This window comes from Streptomyces sp. NPDC048637, from assembly GCF_040650675.1.
In the GTDB taxonomy this organism is placed as follows: Bacteria; Actinomycetota; Actinomycetes; order Streptomycetales; family Streptomycetaceae; genus Streptomyces.
Genome location: NZ_JBEZHQ010000018.1, coordinates 137,518 through 154,109 on the forward strand (window position 1 = coordinate 137,518; position 16,592 = coordinate 154,109).

The following is a 16,592-nucleotide window of genomic DNA, read 5'->3' on the forward strand; positions in this document are numbered from 1 at the left end:
CGCCCCTTTCGTGGTGGTCACAGGAAAACGCCATAGAGACGTTCGTCGAAATCGCGCACGATCTTCGCTGGCGTTGCCGATGCATAGCCCCGGCGTAGCGCGCGGGCCCGTTCTACGATCCGTCCAGACTTGTACCGCAGGCCGATCTCCAATGCGCGCGAACCCAACCCAAACGCCGCGTCCAGGCGACCGCCTGCCAGGTGCCCGGACGCTACGTCGAGTGCCAGCAATGCCCTTTGCTTCTCATGCCCAGCTGTCATGGCCGCACCGGCTGAATCCTGGGCACCCGAAACCCATCGCGGAATCCCAAGGCGAGCGCCACAGGAGACACGACACGCTGCGACCTTGTTGTCGTTGAAGGTGAATACCCATGGCCATGGGGGCGATTCGTCGTCCGTGATCTTTTCCGCGCTACGAGCAGCAGCGGTCAGTGCCGCGTCCGCTGCTGCCTCGTCCCTCGCCGCAGCATGCGCCAGGGCCTCCACACTCGACAGCCACGCATCAGCGGTGTGTGGGCGCCCCCCAGCTGTTTGCGTGCAGCGCGGCACAGGTCCAACGCCTGTGAAGCATTGCCCGCGTGCGCTTCAAATTGTGCCAGGCTGCCTACCTGATATGCCGTCAGGAGAGGGTTGGCAGCGCTCCGTGCTGCCTTTACCGCTGAGCCGTACCATGTGCGGGCCGACCCGTAGTCGCCCATGTCCCATGACAGCCAAGCGGCAAGGCCGGCAACCTCGCTCCCCACAGCGGCGAGCCGTACCCGTTGCTCCTTCGTCTCAGCCTCGCCGGCCAAGCCTTGCGCAAACCGCAGGTGCGCCAAGACTGGTTCCACAAGAAGACGCGAGGCCGTCGAGCCGTCCATCCGCCGAAACGCTGAAGTCGCCACACGCAGTGTGGCAGCCTGCCCGCCGTCCGCAGGCTGCGGACGGGTAGCCGGGAAAGCCGAGAAGGCCGGCGCGGCGGCAACAGCCGCAGCACCCGCGAGAAAATTACGCCGTTCCACGTCAGTGCCCTCTACTTTTGCTTTCGCAGCGAGAGCCGCTGTGCGATCGGCGAGGCCGACCAGGTGCGGAGGGATCTGTAAGTGCTGTGCCGCTCCCGCCAATTGTGCAGTGTCGTACGAGTCAGACCCACGCTTCTCCAGACGGGACACAGCAGACTGGCTCGTTCCGCAGGCTTCCCCAAGCTGTTTCTGTGACACGCGACGTGCCGCACGTGCGAGCTTCACGACCTTGCCGTAGTCGCCTACTCGTGAAGCCTCCAGAATTGCCTGCGACGACCAACTCATCAGCCCCGCCCCTTCGGTTGTACAAGCGCTGCCCCCGACGCCCGCGCCACCATTCACTTTGCGCATAGCCGTATGCAGAACGCGGGTCATTCCTGGCTCGTCCAGCATGCCTGGCGATTGAGTCGGTTCACTACCCGTCACCGGGAGGGAACACACGATGACGACGCAACAGAGGGCTTCAGCGTGCGAGGCAACCGCAGCGGACCTCAACGGGCAAGACCTCGACCTCAACAGCGTGCGGTACGCGATCAGCCGCGCCCGCGGCCAGAGCAGCGCGCCGCTGAACCATGAAGCACTGACCGAGCTGGAAACCGAACTCTGCGGCTATATCGGCTCGTTGCTGCCGACCGCCAAGGCGGCTGTCGACAAGCTGTGGCACGGCGGCATCGCATGGCACCAGCAGATTTCCCGCCTGGATGGCATCGAACGCCAGGTCGGACAGGGTCTGGGTACAGGTGTGCTCTCGGCGCACGTTCAAGTGCAGCAGCTCGCAAAAGACTGCCAATGGCTCATCGACCACCAAGGGCAGCAGCAATGACAGACCGATCGAAGACGAGCCCGCCAAGGGTCACCCCCGCTCGAAGGCAGGGAACGCCGCAAGGACCATGGCGCCCGCCCGCGGGGGCGCAGGTGGTCCCCATGCGGATCGGCAAGATCCTGGACGTGGTCGAGGCCCCCGACGTCATCGGCACGGCAATGCTCGCTCTGGGGACCATTCCCGTTCCACACATCGTCGTCCCGGATGGCGACATGGTGCATTGGCTACTGCCGCGCGGCGCCGCCAACCGTCGTCCGTGGCCCTGGGCTCGCATCTCCCGTTACGTGAAGGTACGCACAGGCGTCACAGAGTTCGGCGTACCTGGTACCGACCTCACCGACGGGCCCGGCCCGCACTGGGCGTACCCGGATGGATGGGACGGCGGCCACATCGCTGACGAGTGGCTCGTGGAAGACCTCGCGGTCTGCACCCTCGCGCATCTCGGGCAGCCGGCGCAGCGCTGCGAGCTGTGCCCCGAACCCCTGTGGCCCGAGGACGGTGTTCGTGTCGTTCTCCCGCGCAGCCCTTTGCGGACGCTCCCCGACAACACCCTCCGCGTGCACAGGCCTTGCGCCCGAATGCATGGCCTCATGTGACCGTCGTCAAGCCCCACACCCACCGCATCAACTCCTGAGCGCCTCGGCGGACACATGCCGTGGGCGGCAGCCCGCGGTGCGGCCGCCGAGGCAGAACCCAAACTCCCGCCCTAACCGCCGCAAGAGGACAGCGACGAAGTCAGGCAACTCGCCAACCCGTCAAGGAGACACACTCCGGGTGGTGCCCGCGCTGTCGCGGGCCCGCCGGGCGCGGTGGTTGGCGACGTTGCGCCGGTTGCCGCACACCTCCGGCATGCAGTAGCGGCGCTTACCGGCTTTGCTGGTGTCGACGAACATGCCCTGGCATCCCTCGGCAGTGCAGTGCCGGAACCGCCCATGACTCAGGGTCCGCAACGCTCCCAGCAGCCCGACGCCCATGAGGACGGCCAACTCGTCAGCGAGCGAGGCCTCCGGCCGGGCCGCGACGCACCACTGCCATCGGCCTTCGCCGTCGCGGAACAACGAGGGGCCGATACCGGCGCGGGCCACCAGCCCGGCCGCAGCGTCCACGACGTCCTCTTCGGCGGGCGCCTCCAGGATGGCGCGGATCTCCTGCCGCAGCGCGCGCACCTGATCGAGATCGTCCGGCGTCGGCCTGCGCCCGTCGGCCAGCGCGTCCGGATGCAGATGGTGCTCGGCCAGAAACGCGGTCAGGGCAACCGGGTCGGCCAGCACTTCGCCGGCGCTGCGCACGCGGGGAGAGGTGTTGACGAGGCTGGTCGCCACCCCCGCCCCCAACGAGTAATCGGAAAAATCAAATTTCACGCCTTACTCCATGCTAGCGTAACCGGACTAAGTCGATTTTACCCCTTAGCGAGGGAGTGGGTTGCCGTGACCGTGCAGACTGCTGCGACATGGAAGCTGGACCAGCGCGTCAGCGTCTCGGGAGGCGAGGTCGCCACCGGCGTCTTCGGCCAAGGCCCCCCGGTCGTCCTCGTTCACGGCACGCCGGCCTCGTCCTACCTGTGGCGGGGCGTGGTCCCCCTCCTCGCCCGCGAGCACACCGTGTACGTATGGGACCTGCTCGGCTTCGGCGGTTCCCGCACGGCCCCGGGCGGCACGCCCTCGATCGCCCGGCAGGCCCGCACCCTGGCGGAGCTGACCGAGCACTGGGGCCTGGAGGAGCCCACCCTGGTCGGCCACGACATCGGCGGCGGGATCGTGGCACGGACCCATCTCGTCGAGCGGGTGCCCGTCCGCCGGCTGGTACTGCTCAACGCCGCCCTCCTGGGCCCCTGGAACACCCCGTTCACGGAGCACCAGCAGCGTCACGCAGACGTCTACCGCACCATGCCGGCCGACATCTTCGGCGACCTCATCGCCGCCCGCTTCCGCACCGCCACCCACCACCCGATGGCCCAGGAGACGGCCGACGGCTACCTCGCCCCGTGGGCAGGCCTCGACGGACAGCAGCGCTGGATCGACCAGGTCGCCGCCGTCAGCCACGAGGACACCCGCGAAGCCGTGGCCCGCCTCGGCGAGATCACCGTTCCCACCCTGGTCCTGTGGGGCGAACAGGACGCGTGGCTCGACCCTGCCACCAGCGACCGCATCGCCGCCGCCATCCCCGGTGCCGTCCAGAAAACCCTCCCCGGAGCGGGCCACTTCGCCCCCGAGGACGACCCCCACGGCACCGCGGCGGCGCTGCTGCGCTTTTTCGCCTGAAGTGTGGTGCCGCTTCGGCGAATCCAGGTGTTGCGGGACGGGACGTCATGGACGCCCCCTACGGCGCGTGGACCCACCGCCGGCATCAGGGGCAGAGGCACCAGTTACCTGTCCGGCTACCTGGGCGCCTCTGAGAGGGCGATCTCATGTTCCTGCTGATCGGCAACTTGGTCGGACAGCAGTCGCAGCGCGTCGGCCGAGGCGGTGTCGTTGGGTGTATAGACCTCAAGCCGGTGATCGGGGCTCTCGGGCTGGAGCCACACCTGGTAGTCGACGTCGAGCGCTCCGACGGTCGGGTGTTGCAGACGCATGGTGCCCACCGTGCAGTCCGCGACGTCTCCCTTGGCCCACAGCTGCGCGAAGTCGCCGCTGCGCATGGCGAGTTGGCCGATCAGTTCGGCCAGCCGGGCGTCGGTGGGATGCCTGCCTGCCGTGAGCCGCAGGTAGGCGACATGCACCAGGGCCAGTTCAGCCCAGTTTCTGTGCAGGTCGCGGGCGAGGGAGTCGAGGAAGAACATCCGAGGGATGGACGGCCGTCGCGCGAGATCGTGGGGCGCGTCGAAGTCGACATGCTCTGCGACGAGGGCATGGCCGGTGCGGTTCCAGGCCAGCACATCGCCACGGCGGCCGAGCACAACGGCCGGCAGGGTCTCTCCCAGGGAGGCCAGGAGCGCCAGCACTCGTGGGTGCGGCCTTTCCGGACGGGGGCGCACCAGACGTGAAGTGGCGGGCTGACGGGCGAGGTTGTACAGGTGGGTCGTCTCGGCCTGATCAAGCTGAAGCACCTTGCTGAGCGCGTCGAGGACCTGCCGGGAGGCCATACCGGCCTGGCCCTGTTCCAGCCGCGTGTAGTAGCCGGCGCTCACGCCCGCGAGCTGGGCAAGCTCCTCGCGGCGCAGACCCGGCACCCGGCGGGCAGTTCCGTAGGCGCGCAGTCCGACGTCGGCGGGTGTGACCCGATCGCGGCGGCTCTTGAGAAAGGCCCCGAGGCTCTCCAACTCCATGACCTCGACCCTAGGCGGAGCGGTCCCGGTTCCGGGTATCCCTGCGAGAGGTACCCATGACGCTGGGATGGTTGCCGAGCGGACGACGCCGCATCCTCCCCAGCATGAATGAACAGCGTGTTTCTCACTCACCCGGTCCGCGGGCCTGGCTCGGTCTGCTGGTGGTGCTGGGCCCGGTACTGCTGGTCGCGATGGACAGTTCGGTCCTGTTCCTGGCGATGCCCAAGGTCTCCGAAGCGCTGTCGCCGACCGCTGATCAGGCGCTGTGGATCCTGGACGCCTACGGATTCGCCGTCGGGTCCCTGCTCATCGCGTTCGGGAACATCGGCGACCGGTATGGCCGGCTGAAGCTGCTGATGGCGGGCGCAGTGGTGTTCGGCGCGGCCTCGGCGGGAGCGGCGTTCGCCCCCGGGCCGGAACTGCTGATCGCTTTCCGGGCGCTGATGGGCGTGGCCGGTGCCACGCTGCTGCCGTCGGCTCTGGCGGTACTCAGCGAACTGTTCACCGACCCACGCCTGCGGGCGAAAGCGATCGGCATCTTCGCGGCCACCTTCGCCGCCGGCTTCGCGATCGGCCCGGTCGTCGGCGGACAGCTGCTGAACCGATTCGGGTGGGGATCGGTCTTCCTGATCAATCTCCCCGTCGTCGTGCTGTTCCTGATTCTGGCCCCGGTCCTGCTCCGCGAGGTACGTGCCACCCGGACCGGCCGCATCGACGCGCCGAGCGTCCTGCTCTCCGCCGCGGGCATCCTGCTGACCGTCTACGCGATCAAGCACGCGGCGGCGGAGGGGCTGACCACGACCCCGCTGGCCGCAGGAAGCGTCGGCGTCGTCACCCTGTGGTGGTTCGCTCGGCGGCAGCTCCACCTTGCACAGCCGCTGATCGACATCCGCCTCTTCCGCGACCGGGTGTTCACGATCGCAGCCATCACCGGACTTCTGCCGCTGGCCGCATGGTCGGCGGTCGCCTACCTCGGCGGCATCTACCTCCAGTCCGTCCTCGGACTGACCGTCCTGGACGCGGCTCTCGTTGCGCTCCCCGGCGCCGCTGTGCTCACCCTCACCTGCATCGTGACACCGGCCCTGGTCGCGCGTATCGGCACCCGGGCAGCGCTCGTCACCTGCCACTTCTTCATCGCCGGAGGGCTGCTCCTGCTGCTGGCCACCGGCGTCTCCAGCGGCATCGACCGGTACGTGGCATCCACCGTGATCGCCGGCATCGGCTACGGCATCTCCTTCAGCGTCGTTGCCGACACCGCCATCGCCGCGGTCCCCACCGAGCACGCCGGGTCCGCAGCCGCAATCGCCGAGACCAGCAACGAGATCGGCAACGCCCTCGGCATCGCACTCCTCGGCTCCCTGGCCGCCCTGATCTTCCGGCTCCAGGGACCTGACCTCGCCGGTACCCTCAACGAGACATTGCAGGTCCCCGGCCTCACGGCCGCGGTGATCGGCGAGGCGAAGGCAGCCTTCGTCACCGGTCTGCACGCCGCTGCCGTCATCGCCGGCACGCTCCACGCCGCACTGGGCATCTTCGCCCTGCGCCACCTGCCGAGGGCCTTCACCAGCACCGACGATGCCCCTCCGGTGCCTCTGCCCCAGGACACCGTCGAAGAGGGCAGCGTTCGATGACCCATGCCCACTCCTCACCGGTCCCGCCCCGCCCTCACCCCGCCCCGAACCAGGTCTCCGCGAGGGAGTCCAGGGTCGGCTCGGGTGGGGCGGGGAGTTCGCGGAGGTACCGGGGCAGGTTGCTGTAGATGTGCAGGAGGGTGTGGGTGAGGAGTTCGGTGGGGGTGAAGGTCGTGCCGTAGGCGCGGAGGATGCGGGACAGCAGGCGGGGGTCGGCGCGGGAGACGAAGAGGCCCACGGCGACGAAGTCGTAGGCGCGCTGCCCGATCATCGCGGGTTCAAAGTCGAGGAGTCCGGTCAGCCGCCAGTCGTCGTGCTCGTCGACGGTCAGATGCTGCCGCATGAACTCGGTGTGGAGCAGGACACCGGGCTCGTGGGCGGCGGGGGCAGCGGGAGCAGCGGGGGCAGCGGGGGCCGTGGACGCGAGGTAGCCGGGGATCTGTTCCAGCCAGAGTTCGGGAAGGCCGTGGGCGCGCTGCCGGGCGACCGCCGTGGTGCGCTGCCGGTCGAGGAAGGCGGCCCAGTCGCCGGGGCCGAGGACCCCGGCGAGCGGTGCCGGGTCCAGGGCGTGCAGGGCGGCCAGGGTCTCGCCGGCTTCGGTGGCGATCCGGTCCTGGTCGGCGCGGGGGATGCGGGGCCAGGTGACGGCCAGGTCGGTGCCGCGCAGCCGGGACATCAGGACGTAGCGCCAGCCGTTCTCGTACTCACCGGCGTCGTGGACGTACGGGGTGGGGATGGGGAGCTGCCCCTGGAGGTGGGTGAGCACCCGGGCCTCGGTCGCCCCGTCGTCGGCAGTGACGGCGGGGAAGAGCTTGAGGACATAGCGGTCCCCGACGGCGTAGACGGGCTGGGAGCCCGCCGGATAGCGGGTGAGGGGGTCGGCGCGGATGCCGAGCCGGGTGCAGAGCGCGGCGACGCCCGGCCGCATCACCGCTTCGTCGGGGACGACCGCGTCCCACTCGTCATCCGTGTCCACGCGAGGCAGCATGCGCGGACGGTATGGCGGTGGGCGAGGCGGCGGCAAAGGGTTTTCGGCGGGGCCCGGGTGCCATCGGGGTTCGCCCTAGGGGGAGTTGGGGGCCCATACGTACTTCTTCGTGGGCGCGGTGCTGATGCTGCCGCCGGCCGTGCTCCCCCACAACGGACTGCGGGCCGCCGGGGGTACCGGCGGCCCGTCCGGTCAGGAGAAGTCGGCGGCGTGATCCCGCGCCCACTGGGCGAACGTCCGGGCCGGCCGGCCGGTGACCCGCTCGACGGCGTCCGAGACGGGGAACGCCGGTGCCTCGACCGACCGGCCGAACATCCGGACCAGCTCCAGCGCGGCCTCCTTGGGGAAGTGCGGCCCGGCCATCGCCTCGGCCGCCGCCTCCTCGGAGATCTGCTCGACCCGGGTCTCCTTTCCGGTCGCCCGCCCGATCTCGGCGACCTGCTGTGCCACGGTCAGCTCCGCCGGGCCGGTGACGAGATACGCCTGGCCGAGGTGCGCGCCGCTGCGGTCCAGCAGGGCGGCGGCCGCGACATCCGCGAGGTCGGCCTCGTGGACGGGGACGCCCCGGGCGCCCGGGTGCGCGTCGCGGACCACGCCGGTCGCGCGGATGGCCGGGGCCCAGGCCAGCGCGTTGGTGGCGTAGTTGGCGCCGCGGACAAAGGTCCACTCCAGGCCGGAGTCCCGTACCGCGCGCTCCAGACCGGCGTGCAGCCGGGCGATGTGGTGTGTGTCGTCGGCCGGGGTGTCGGTCACCGCCATCGAGGAGTTGAGGACGATCCGGCGGACCCCGGCGCGGACGGCGGCCTCGGCCAGCGCCGTCGCGGCCCGGTCGCCGCCGGCGGCGAGATTGAGGAACAGCGCCTCGGCACCGGTCAGCAGCGGTACCAGGTCGTCCGCGCCGGTGAGGTCGGCGCGGACGGTCTCGGCCCCGGCGGGCAGTCCGGCGCGCGCCGGGTCGCGGGTCAGCGCGCGTACCGCGGCGCCGTCCGCGAGGAGCCGGCCGACAAGTGCGCGGCCGATATTGCCGGTTGCGCCGGTCACAACGATCATGGGGGCAGCTTCCTGCGACTTCATGGGATGACGACCGTCTTCCGTTTGTTGGGTGAATGCACTGAATGCGAGGAAGGAAACGAATAAGCCGGACAATGGCGCGGAGAGTCCAGGTATGGATCAATGGACGCGGACAAGCCGCGTACTGTTGTCCGGGTCACAAGAGAGGTGACGGTAGTTCAAGTCGCCGCAGATGCACGGCAATTTTTTGCCAAGACCGGCGGGACAACCGTCATCTATCCGACTTACTTCCGGTACGACTTGCGTTCAAGGGACCCGCTCATGGTGAGATGAACGGATGCGAACCCCCACACGCATATCTTCACCCTCATCCACGCCCGCCGCGCAGCACCCCGATTCCCTTGCGCCGGGCGCCCAGGGCGACCCCACCGGCGACACCAGAAAGCTCGAGACGGTTAATCCCTACGCGGACCTGGCAGCCCTCGCCGACCCCGAGCCGGAGCCGGAACCCGAGCCGGAATTCGGCTCGTTCGACACCACCGGCGCCGCTCGGCGCCGCACCTACCTCAACGAGCGCGACGACAGCGACGACCCGCTGGGCCTCGGACTGCGCTCGGACGAGGAAGCGGCCGAGGCCTGGAAGCCGCCGAACCACCGCCGCAAGAACCGTCGCAAAAAGCGCGGCTTCAGCCGCTTCGCCGCCATGTCGATCACCCTGAAGCTGCTGGTCACCGTGCTGGTCGGCGCCTCATTCGTGACGCTCTTCGACCGGTTCGCGGTGCTGTACGCACAGAACGCGGCCGCGGAAAAGGTGAAGGATGCCCTGCATCTGAACGCCACTCCCGAGGTCGACATCGAGGGATTCCCGTTCCTCACCCAGGTCATGGACAAGCGCGTCGACCAGGTGAAAGTCACGATTCCCGACCTGGCCGCCGACCGGGTTTCGCTGGCGAAATTCGAGGCCACCGCGAACGACGTACGCATCGACGGCGATCTGCCCACCTCCATCAAGGGCGCCACGATCGGCACCATGCACGGCAGCGTGCTGCTCGCCTTCGACGACATGAATCGCGAGCTGGGTGCCTCGCAGGTGAAGTTCAGCGAACGGGGGCCCAACGCGGTCCGCGCGGTCGGTCAGCTGCCGATTGCCGGCCATGAACTGCGCGTACGGGCCGAGGCGCACATTCGGCGGGCCGGTGACCGCGGTGTCTCCACCGACATCAGCCAGATGCGCCTGGACATCGGCGATATCGCCGTCTACCGCCCCGGCACCGGCAAGGAGGAGGGCCTGCGGCTGACCCGCAAGACCGCCGCCGAGCTCAGCCGGCAGGCCGCCAAGGTCAAGTCGATGCTGGGCGTCCCGGCGATCGCCGACCGGATCGGCATCCCCAAGCCGTACATCCAGGAGGCGCTGCACAACGAGGAGAAGCTCCACGAGCTGACCGGGTCGCCGCGCTTCGTCCAGAAGCTGATGAAGGTCAACCTGGTCGATGTGGTGGCCGACCACCCGTGGCTGCTGGAGAAGGTCGGTATCGACCCGAAGATCCTCGGCGCGCTGACCGGGCTCACCAAGCCGCAGCTCGCGGACCAGCTCTCGCTGTCCTTCCAGCTGCCCAAGACGCCCGGGAACGTCCGGCTGCGCAATATCTCCGTCGAGGAGGACGGCATCCGCGCCGACATCACGGGGTCGGAGCTGCCGGTCGGGGGCCCGTCGAAGAAGTAGCCGAAGCAGGGGACGCGCGACAGGGTTGCGCAGCGCGGACGCCGTGGGGCGCGTCCGCTACTGCGGCCCCTGGGGACCCGGCGGCTCCGGCATCCCGGGCGGCGGGGTCGCGGCGCCCGGCAGCGTCAGCACCGCCTCGGTGCCGCCGAGGTCCGCGGACCGCAGCCGTACCGCGCCGCCCGCCTGCTGCGCCGTACGCGCCACGATCGACAGTCCCAGGCCACTGCCCGGCAGGCTGCGGGCGGACGACGAACGCCAGAACCGCTCGAAGACATGCGGCAGTTCGTCCTGCGGAATACCGGGGCCGTGATCGCGTACGGTCAGCTCACCGCCGGTCAGCCGCACCTCGACGGTCCCGCCGGCCGGGCTGAACTTCACCGCGTTGTCCAGCAGATTCACCACCGCCCGCTCCATCGAGGCCGGCTCGGCCCGTACGAACCAGGGGTCGAGGTCCGCCGCGATGGTCAGCGACGGGCCGCGCAGCCGGGCCCGCTCCAGCGCCGCGCCGACGATCTCGTGCAGCGCCACGACCGCGACGGCGCTCTGCCCCGGCTCCGGTGGCCGCGACAGTTCCTGGAGATCGCCGATCAGCGCCGCCAGCTCCCCCATCTGCGCCTTCACCGAGGCCAGCAGCGCCTCCTTGTCGGCGGGCGGGATCGGCCGGCCGGCCCGCTCGCTGCGCACCAGCAGATCGATATTGGTACGCAGCGAGGTCAGCGGCGTACGCAGCTCATGGCCCGCGTCCGCGATCAGCTGCTGCTGCAGATCGCGGGAGGCGGCCAGCGCCGCGGTCATGGCGTTGAAGGAACGGGAGAGCCGGGCGATCTCGTCCTCGCCCTCGGCCGGGATGCGGATGGTCAAGTCCTCGGTACGGGCGACCTGTTCGACCGCGTCGGTCAGCCGGTCCACCGGCTTGAGGCCGGAGCGCGCGATGACCAGACCGGCGGTGCCCGCGCCGACGACGCCCAGCCCCGCGACGGCCGCCAGCAGCAGCGCCAGGCGGTTCAGCGCGCTGTCGACCTCGGTCAGCGGGCGCGAGATGGACACCGCGAACTGCACGCCCTGGACACCGATGTGCTTGGTCAGCACCCGGACGTCCACGCCGTCGGGGGTGACGGCGTCATGCAGGGTGTCCCGCGCCACCCCCTGCGCCACCGCGACATCCGCCCGCTGCACCTGCACCGGCTGGGAGTTGGGCCCGATGCAGCGCGAGCCGTCGACCTGCACGATCTGGACGTTGTAGTACGAGGGCGGGGCGTTCTTGCTCTCGGTCGGGTCGGTGGGCTGGCAGTTGGCGTAGGTCAGCTGCAGATAATCCGCGGGGACGCTGACGTTCTGCAGCGAGCTGTCCACCTCGTCGCGCAGCTGGGCCCGGGTGAGCAGCCAGCAGGCCAGCGCGGAGACCGCCACCGCCACCGCCACCGCGGCCGCCGTGAGGAGGGTCAGCCGCGAGCGCAGCGGCAGCCGCGCGATCCATGCGCCGAGCCGGCTCTGTGCGGTGCCCGCCGCCGCTCCCCCGGTCGTGGTCGCCGCGCTCATTCCGCCCCGCCGTCCGCCCGCAGGACGTAGCCGACCCCCCGCACGGTGTGCACCAGCCGCGGCTCGCCGCCCGCTTCCGTCTTGCGGCGCAGATACATCACATACACATCGAGGGAGTTGGAGGTGGGCTCGAAGTCGAAGCCCCATACGGCCTTCAGGATCTGCTCACGGGTGAGCACCTGCCGCGGATGGGCGAGGAACATCTCCAGCAGCGTGAATTCGGTGCGGGTCAGCTCGACCTGCCTGCTGCCCCGGGTCACCTCACGGGTCGCCAGGTCCATCCGCAGATCGGCGAAGCTCAGCACCTCGCCCTCCTCCAGCGGAGCACCGGCCGCCGCCGGGTACGAACTGCGGCGCAGCAGGGCGCGGATCCGGGCGAGCAGCTCGTCCAGCTCGAAGGGCTTGACGAGATAGTCGTCGGCGCCGGCGTCCAGCCCCGTGACCCGGTCGCCGACCGTGTCCCGGGCGGTCAGCATCAGGATCGGCACGGTCACCCCGCTCGCCCGCAGCCTGCGGGCGGCGGTCAGCCCGTCCATACGGGGCATCAGGACATCGAGCACGATCAGTTCCGGGTCGTAGGACGCGACCTTCTCGACCGCGTCCAGGCCGTCGACCGCCTGCTCGGTCCCGTATCCCTCGAAGACCAGCGAGCGCTGCAGGGCCTCACGGACCGCGGGCTCATCGTCGACGATCAGGATGCGGGCGGGATGGTCACCGTGCTCGGCGGGGCTCATGTGCGTGGTTACCTCGGACCTCGGGTGGCTGCGATCGGCTGGTCTTCAGCCTTGCACGCCGACGGGCAATCCGAGAGGGGTGACGCAAGGCCGCTCGTGCGGCGGGCGACGGGCGGGCGGTCACACGCCGCGGTTGCCGCCGCCGCGCAGCGCGTCGAGGTCGTCCTTGACGGTGTTGATCGGGATGGCGAAGCCGAGGCCGACGCTGCCCGCGCTGCTGCTCGATGCCGAACTCGGCGCATACATCGCAGAGTTGATGCCGATGATCTGCCCCTGCATATTGATCAGGGCGCCACCGGAGTTGCCGGGGTTGAGCGAGGCATCGGTCTGTATGGCTTTGTACGAGGTCTTCGACGAACCGGTTTCGCCGTTGTACTGGTTGCCGCCGAACTCGAACGGCCAGCCCCCGCGGTCGCCCGGATTGCCCTGCTGCCCCTGCCCCTCCTCCTTGGGGACGGTGACATCCCGGTCGAGGGCGGAGACGATTCCGCTGGTCACGGACCCGGTGAGGCCCTCGGGCGAGCCGATCGCCACCACCTGGTCGCCGACCGTGATCTTGCTGGAGTCGCCGAGCGAGGCCGCGGTGAGGTTCTTGGCGCCGCGCACCTTGACCAGCGCCAGGTCCTTGCCGGGGTCGGTGCCGGCCACCTCGGCCGTCTTGTGGCTGCCGTCGCTGAAGGTGACGGTGACGGTGTCCGCACCGGCCACCACGTGGTTGTTGGTGACGATCTCGCCGTCGCTGGTGATGACCACACCGGATCCGGTCGACTCACCGCCGCGGGCCTTTGCCTTGATCTCCACACTCGCCGGCCTGACCGCCTTGGCCACCCCCGAGACCCCGCTGCCACTGTTCTTGCCCGCGTTGACCAGCGGGGTGGACGAGCTGTTCTGCGCCGCCGGATTGGTGGCGCCGGCGATCAGCGCCGCACTGCCGCCCCCGATGAGACCCGACACGAGGGCCACCGCCGCGATCAGCGCCACCGGCCGCCGGGCCCGGCGCCGCGGCTCGGGCGCATACGGGGGCGGCGGCGGAACCGCCTGCTCACCGACGGCGGCATACGGGGCGCCCGGGGCCCCCTCGTACGCCTCGTGGCCGTAGCTCTGGCCGTATCCCTGGCCGTGATCGTCGCCGTACGCGTACGGCCGGTCCTGTGGCATCTCATCGCCGCTTCGGCGGTAGCTCTGGGTCATGCAGATGACTCTGCGTCCGCTGCATGAGAGCTGCCTGAGAACGCCCTGAGAGACCCGATAGAAGTGGGTATGCCCGACATAAGGACGCCCGGCCTACCGGCGCGCCCCGGCCTCTCTCAGCCGCCGCAGCCGCAGGAGCGCCGCACCACCAGCCGCGACGGGAACTGCCGCAGCCGCTCCCGCCGGGAGCCGACCACCCGCAGCCCGTCGTCCAGGACCAGGTCCACCGCCGCCCGCGCCATCGCCTGGCGGTCCGAGGCGACCGTGGTCAGCGGCGGATCGGTCAGCGCGGCTTCCTTCACATCGTCGAAGCCCGCGACCGCCAGCCCACCGGGCACATCGATCCGCAGCTCGCGGGCGGCCCGCAGCACCCCGATCGCCTGGTCGTCCGTCGCGCACATAATGGCCGGCGGCCGCTCCGGACCGGCCAGCAGCTTCAGCGCGACCTGGAAGGCGTCATAGCGGTTGTACGGGGACTGGAAGTAGTAGCCCTCCGGCGACCGCCCCGACTCCAGCATGGCCCGCCGCCAGCCCTCGACATGGTCGGTGACCGGGTCGCCGGACTTCGGGGTCTCCTCCGTACCGCCGAGGAAGGCGACATACGGGTGGCCGTGCTCCAGCAGATGCCGGGTCGCCAGCTGGGCGCCCCAGATGTCGTCCGTCATCACCGCGACATCGTCGATGGCGTCCGGCCGGCGGTGCAGCAGCACCACCCGGGCGTCCCAGGCGTCGATCTCGGCGGCGGCGTGCTCACTGGGGCCCTGGCTGATCAGGATCAGCCCGGACACCCGCATACCGAGGAAGGCCCGCAGATAGTGCACCTCGCGCTCGTCGAGGTAGTTGGCGTTGCCGACCAGGACCATCTTTCCGCGCTCGGCAGCGGCCTGTTCGACGGCGTGCGCCATCTCCGCGAAGAACGGCTGCCGGGTGTCCGGCACGATCAGACCTATGAGATCGGTACGGCGGGACGCCATCGCCTGCGCGACGCGGTCCGGCCGGTAACCGAGCTCCTTGATGGCGGCAAGCACCCGCTCGCGCGTGGCCGGGGCAACCGGCCTTGGTCCGTTGTTGATGACGTAGCTGACAACGGCGGTGGACGTACCCGCCAGTCTTGCCACATCATCCCGCGTCACCTTGGCCACGCGCGGCAGTCTACGCGGGTGGTGCTACCGGCGGGCAGGTCGTGGGGCCGGGGAGTCCGCGCCCGCGGCGACGGCCTTCCCGGAGCCGTCACCGTCCCCGGGCACACGGTCCGCGGCGGGCACGGACTTCGCCGCCTTCGCCGCGTCCTCCTTGGCCTTCGCCTCCGCCGCCCGCTCCACCTTCTCCGGCGTCACAAAGCGGTAGCCGACGTTACGGACCGTCCCGATCAGCGACTCGTGCTCGGGCCCGAGCTTGGCGCGCAGCCGCCGGACGTGCACATCGACAGTCCGCGTACCGCCGAAGTAGTCATAGCCCCACACCTCCTGCAGGAGCTGGGCACGGGTGAAGACCCGGCCGGGGTGCTGCGCCAGATACTTCAGCAGCTCGAACTCCTTGAAGGTCAGGTCCAGGACCCGCCCCTTCAGCTTCGCGCTGTAGGTCGCCTCGTCCACCGAGAGATCACCGTTGCGGATCTCCATCGGGCTGTCGTCGGTCGTGATCTGCTGGCGGCCCATCGCCAGCCGCAGCCGCGCCTCGACCTCGGCGGGGCCTGCGGTGTCCAGCAGGACGTCGTCGATGCCCCAGTCCGCGGTGACGGCGGCGAGCCCGCCCTCCGTCACCACCAGGACCAGCGGACAGCCGGGCCCGGTGGAGCGCAGCAGCTGGCACAGCGACCGCACATGCGGAAGATCGCGGCGGCCGTCGATCAGTATGACGTCGGCCCCTGGGGTGTCGATCAGGGCCGGGCCCTCGGCGGGAGCCACCCGCACGCTGTGCAGCAGCAGGCCGAGCGCCGGGAGCACCTCCGTCGACGGCTGGAGTGCGTTGGTCAGCAGCAGGAGCGAACTCACTTCCGACCACCTACCCGGTTCCCGGAGCGCTGTGTCCTCTGTTGCGTGCGGTCCTGCCTGCTTCGCTCGCCCATGACGTCTGGTTCCTCCTCGGTCCCTGCGACGGGGGCACCTCCCGGCCCTGGCCGGGGGAGTCTGCGGCACTGCTTCGTACGGTCCTCATAGCCGCGCAGCACGCGGCTGAAAGCACAAAAGGACCCGGGGGCAACGCTGCCCGGATCCTTCTTGCCCAGCAGAATAGCTCACCTGGCCGCCGAACCGGAGGCCGACTCTGCAGCTTTTTGTGTTCCGCCGATCACTTCGAGTGGTCAACGGGCGCCGCCGTTGACCGCCGACGGGACCCCCACCGGGGTCGCCCGCACCCCCCGGCAGCCCCCATTTGACGCGGCTGCGGGCGCCTTGGCCGGCGCCCCGTCCGGCGGCCCCACACCCCGCTTCACCGGCGCCGCGGAAGCGGCGCAATTCTTTCCTGCGGCCGTCCCACGATGCGGACGTTTTTGGCTTCCCACGTTTTCGGCTTTCCCGCCGTGGGGGTTGCTCGCCGTTTCGCCTGGCGGCGGGCCGGGTCCGCTGCGCGGGGCTTTCGGGGTGCGGTAACGGGCCTGCGCGGGTGGGGGTGTCCGGACTGCTTCGCTTTACGTCCGCACACCAGGCCCCTCCGGCCCGTCCCCTCCCGTGGGAGGAGTGAGTACA

17 protein-coding genes are annotated in these 16,592 nt (G+C 70.0%); 6 read left to right on the plus strand and 11 right to left on the minus strand.

Annotation, left to right across the window (positions count from 1 at the left end):
• Nucleotides 1-17: 17 nt before the first annotated feature.
• Nucleotides 18-230 (minus strand): hypothetical protein, encoded by a 213-nt coding sequence (locus AB0C46_RS22850; RefSeq protein WP_362829865.1) that lies wholly within the window; start codon nt 228-230, stop codon nt 18-20.
• A gap of 197 nt (nt 231-427) precedes the next feature.
• Nucleotides 428-1,393 carry a helix-turn-helix domain-containing protein gene (locus AB0C46_RS22855; protein ID WP_362829867.1) on the minus strand — a complete coding sequence of 322 codons (966 nt, stop codon included), beginning with the start codon at nt 1,391-1,393 and terminating at the stop codon, nt 428-430.
• Nucleotides 1,394-1,442: 49 nt separating this feature from the next.
• Here AB0C46_RS22855 and AB0C46_RS22860 point away from each other — a divergent pair, with 49 nt between their 5' ends.
• Together AB0C46_RS22860 and AB0C46_RS22865 are read left to right on the plus strand one after the other, a co-directional pair.
• Nucleotides 1,443-1,823, plus strand: coding sequence for a DUF6415 family natural product biosynthesis protein (locus AB0C46_RS22860; RefSeq protein ID WP_362829868.1), 381 nt, complete (start codon nt 1,443-1,445; stop codon nt 1,821-1,823).
• Nucleotides 1,824-1,924: 101 nt separating this feature from the next.
• Complete coding sequence (locus AB0C46_RS22865; RefSeq protein WP_362829869.1) at nt 1,925-2,419, plus strand: hypothetical protein; 495 nt, start codon at nt 1,925-1,927, stop codon at nt 2,417-2,419.
• A gap of 159 nt (nt 2,420-2,578) precedes the next feature.
• On the opposite strand, the gene AB0C46_RS22870 is transcribed toward AB0C46_RS22865, so the two are convergent.
• Complete coding sequence (locus AB0C46_RS22870) at nt 2,579-3,184, minus strand: CGNR zinc finger domain-containing protein (protein ID WP_362829870.1); 606 nt, start codon at nt 3,182-3,184, stop codon at nt 2,579-2,581.
• A 66-nt stretch (nt 3,185-3,250) separates the two neighbouring features.
• Here AB0C46_RS22870 and AB0C46_RS22875 point away from each other — a divergent pair, with 66 nt between their 5' ends.
• Nucleotides 3,251-4,084, plus strand: a complete 834-nt coding sequence (locus tag AB0C46_RS22875) for an alpha/beta hydrolase (RefSeq protein ID WP_362829871.1) — start codon at nt 3,251-3,253, stop codon at nt 4,082-4,084.
• A 116-nt stretch (nt 4,085-4,200) separates the two neighbouring features.
• On the opposite strand, the gene AB0C46_RS22880 is transcribed toward AB0C46_RS22875, so the two are convergent.
• On the minus strand, nt 4,201-5,088 hold the full coding sequence (locus AB0C46_RS22880) for a helix-turn-helix transcriptional regulator (RefSeq protein ID WP_362829872.1): 888 nt from the start codon (nt 5,086-5,088) through the stop codon (nt 4,201-4,203).
• Nucleotides 5,089-5,192: 104 nt separating this feature from the next.
• Between AB0C46_RS22880 and AB0C46_RS22885 the strand changes: the two genes are divergently transcribed.
• Entirely contained in the window at nt 5,193-6,719 is a 1,527-nt protein-coding gene (locus tag AB0C46_RS22885; RefSeq protein WP_362829874.1) for an MFS transporter, read from the plus strand.
• A gap of 34 nt (nt 6,720-6,753) precedes the next feature.
• On the opposite strand, the gene AB0C46_RS22890 is transcribed toward AB0C46_RS22885, so the two are convergent.
• Nucleotides 6,754-7,707, minus strand: coding sequence for an aminoglycoside phosphotransferase family protein (locus tag AB0C46_RS22890; RefSeq protein ID WP_362829875.1), 954 nt, complete (start codon nt 7,705-7,707; stop codon nt 6,754-6,756).
• An 85-nt stretch (nt 7,708-7,792) separates the two neighbouring features.
• On the opposite strand from AB0C46_RS22890, the gene AB0C46_RS22895 reads away from it, so the two are divergent.
• Nucleotides 7,793-7,921 carry a hypothetical protein gene (locus AB0C46_RS22895; RefSeq protein WP_362829876.1) on the plus strand — a complete coding sequence of 43 codons (129 nt, stop codon included), beginning with the start codon at nt 7,793-7,795 and terminating at the stop codon, nt 7,919-7,921.
• Here AB0C46_RS22895 and AB0C46_RS22900 read toward each other — a convergent pair.
• Nucleotides 7,900-8,757, minus strand: coding sequence for an NAD(P)H-binding protein (locus tag AB0C46_RS22900; RefSeq protein ID WP_362829877.1), 858 nt, complete (start codon nt 8,755-8,757; stop codon nt 7,900-7,902). The two genes, AB0C46_RS22895 and AB0C46_RS22900, sit on opposite strands and share 22 nt — an antisense overlap.
• Nucleotides 8,758-9,055: 298 nt before the next feature.
• Here AB0C46_RS22900 and AB0C46_RS22905 point away from each other — a divergent pair, with 298 nt between their 5' ends.
• Nucleotides 9,056-10,441, plus strand: coding sequence for a DUF2993 domain-containing protein (locus AB0C46_RS22905; RefSeq protein ID WP_362829878.1), 1,386 nt, complete (start codon nt 9,056-9,058; stop codon nt 10,439-10,441).
• A gap of 57 nt (nt 10,442-10,498) precedes the next feature.
• Here AB0C46_RS22905 and AB0C46_RS22910 read toward each other — a convergent pair whose 3' ends face one another.
• From AB0C46_RS22910 to AB0C46_RS22930, 5 genes are all read right to left on the minus strand, one after another.
• On the minus strand, nt 10,499-11,980 hold the full coding sequence (locus AB0C46_RS22910; protein ID WP_362829879.1) for a HAMP domain-containing sensor histidine kinase: 1,482 nt from the start codon (nt 11,978-11,980) through the stop codon (nt 10,499-10,501).
• On the minus strand, nt 11,977-12,714 hold the full coding sequence (locus AB0C46_RS22915) for a response regulator transcription factor (protein ID WP_362829880.1): 738 nt from the start codon (nt 12,712-12,714) through the stop codon (nt 11,977-11,979). Before AB0C46_RS22915 ends, AB0C46_RS22910 begins: the two co-directional genes overlap by 4 nt.
• Nucleotides 12,715-12,834: 120 nt before the next feature.
• Complete coding sequence (locus tag AB0C46_RS22920; protein ID WP_362829881.1) at nt 12,835-13,905, minus strand: trypsin-like peptidase domain-containing protein; 1,071 nt, start codon at nt 13,903-13,905, stop codon at nt 12,835-12,837.
• Nucleotides 13,906-14,021: 116 nt separating this feature from the next.
• Entirely contained in the window at nt 14,022-15,047 is a 1,026-nt protein-coding gene (locus AB0C46_RS22925) for a LacI family DNA-binding transcriptional regulator (protein WP_362829882.1), read from the minus strand.
• 24 nt (nt 15,048-15,071) lie between these two features.
• On the minus strand, nt 15,072-15,899 hold the full coding sequence (locus tag AB0C46_RS22930) for a response regulator transcription factor (protein WP_362829885.1): 828 nt from the start codon (nt 15,897-15,899) through the stop codon (nt 15,072-15,074).
• Between the last annotated feature and the right edge of the window lie 693 nt (nt 15,900-16,592).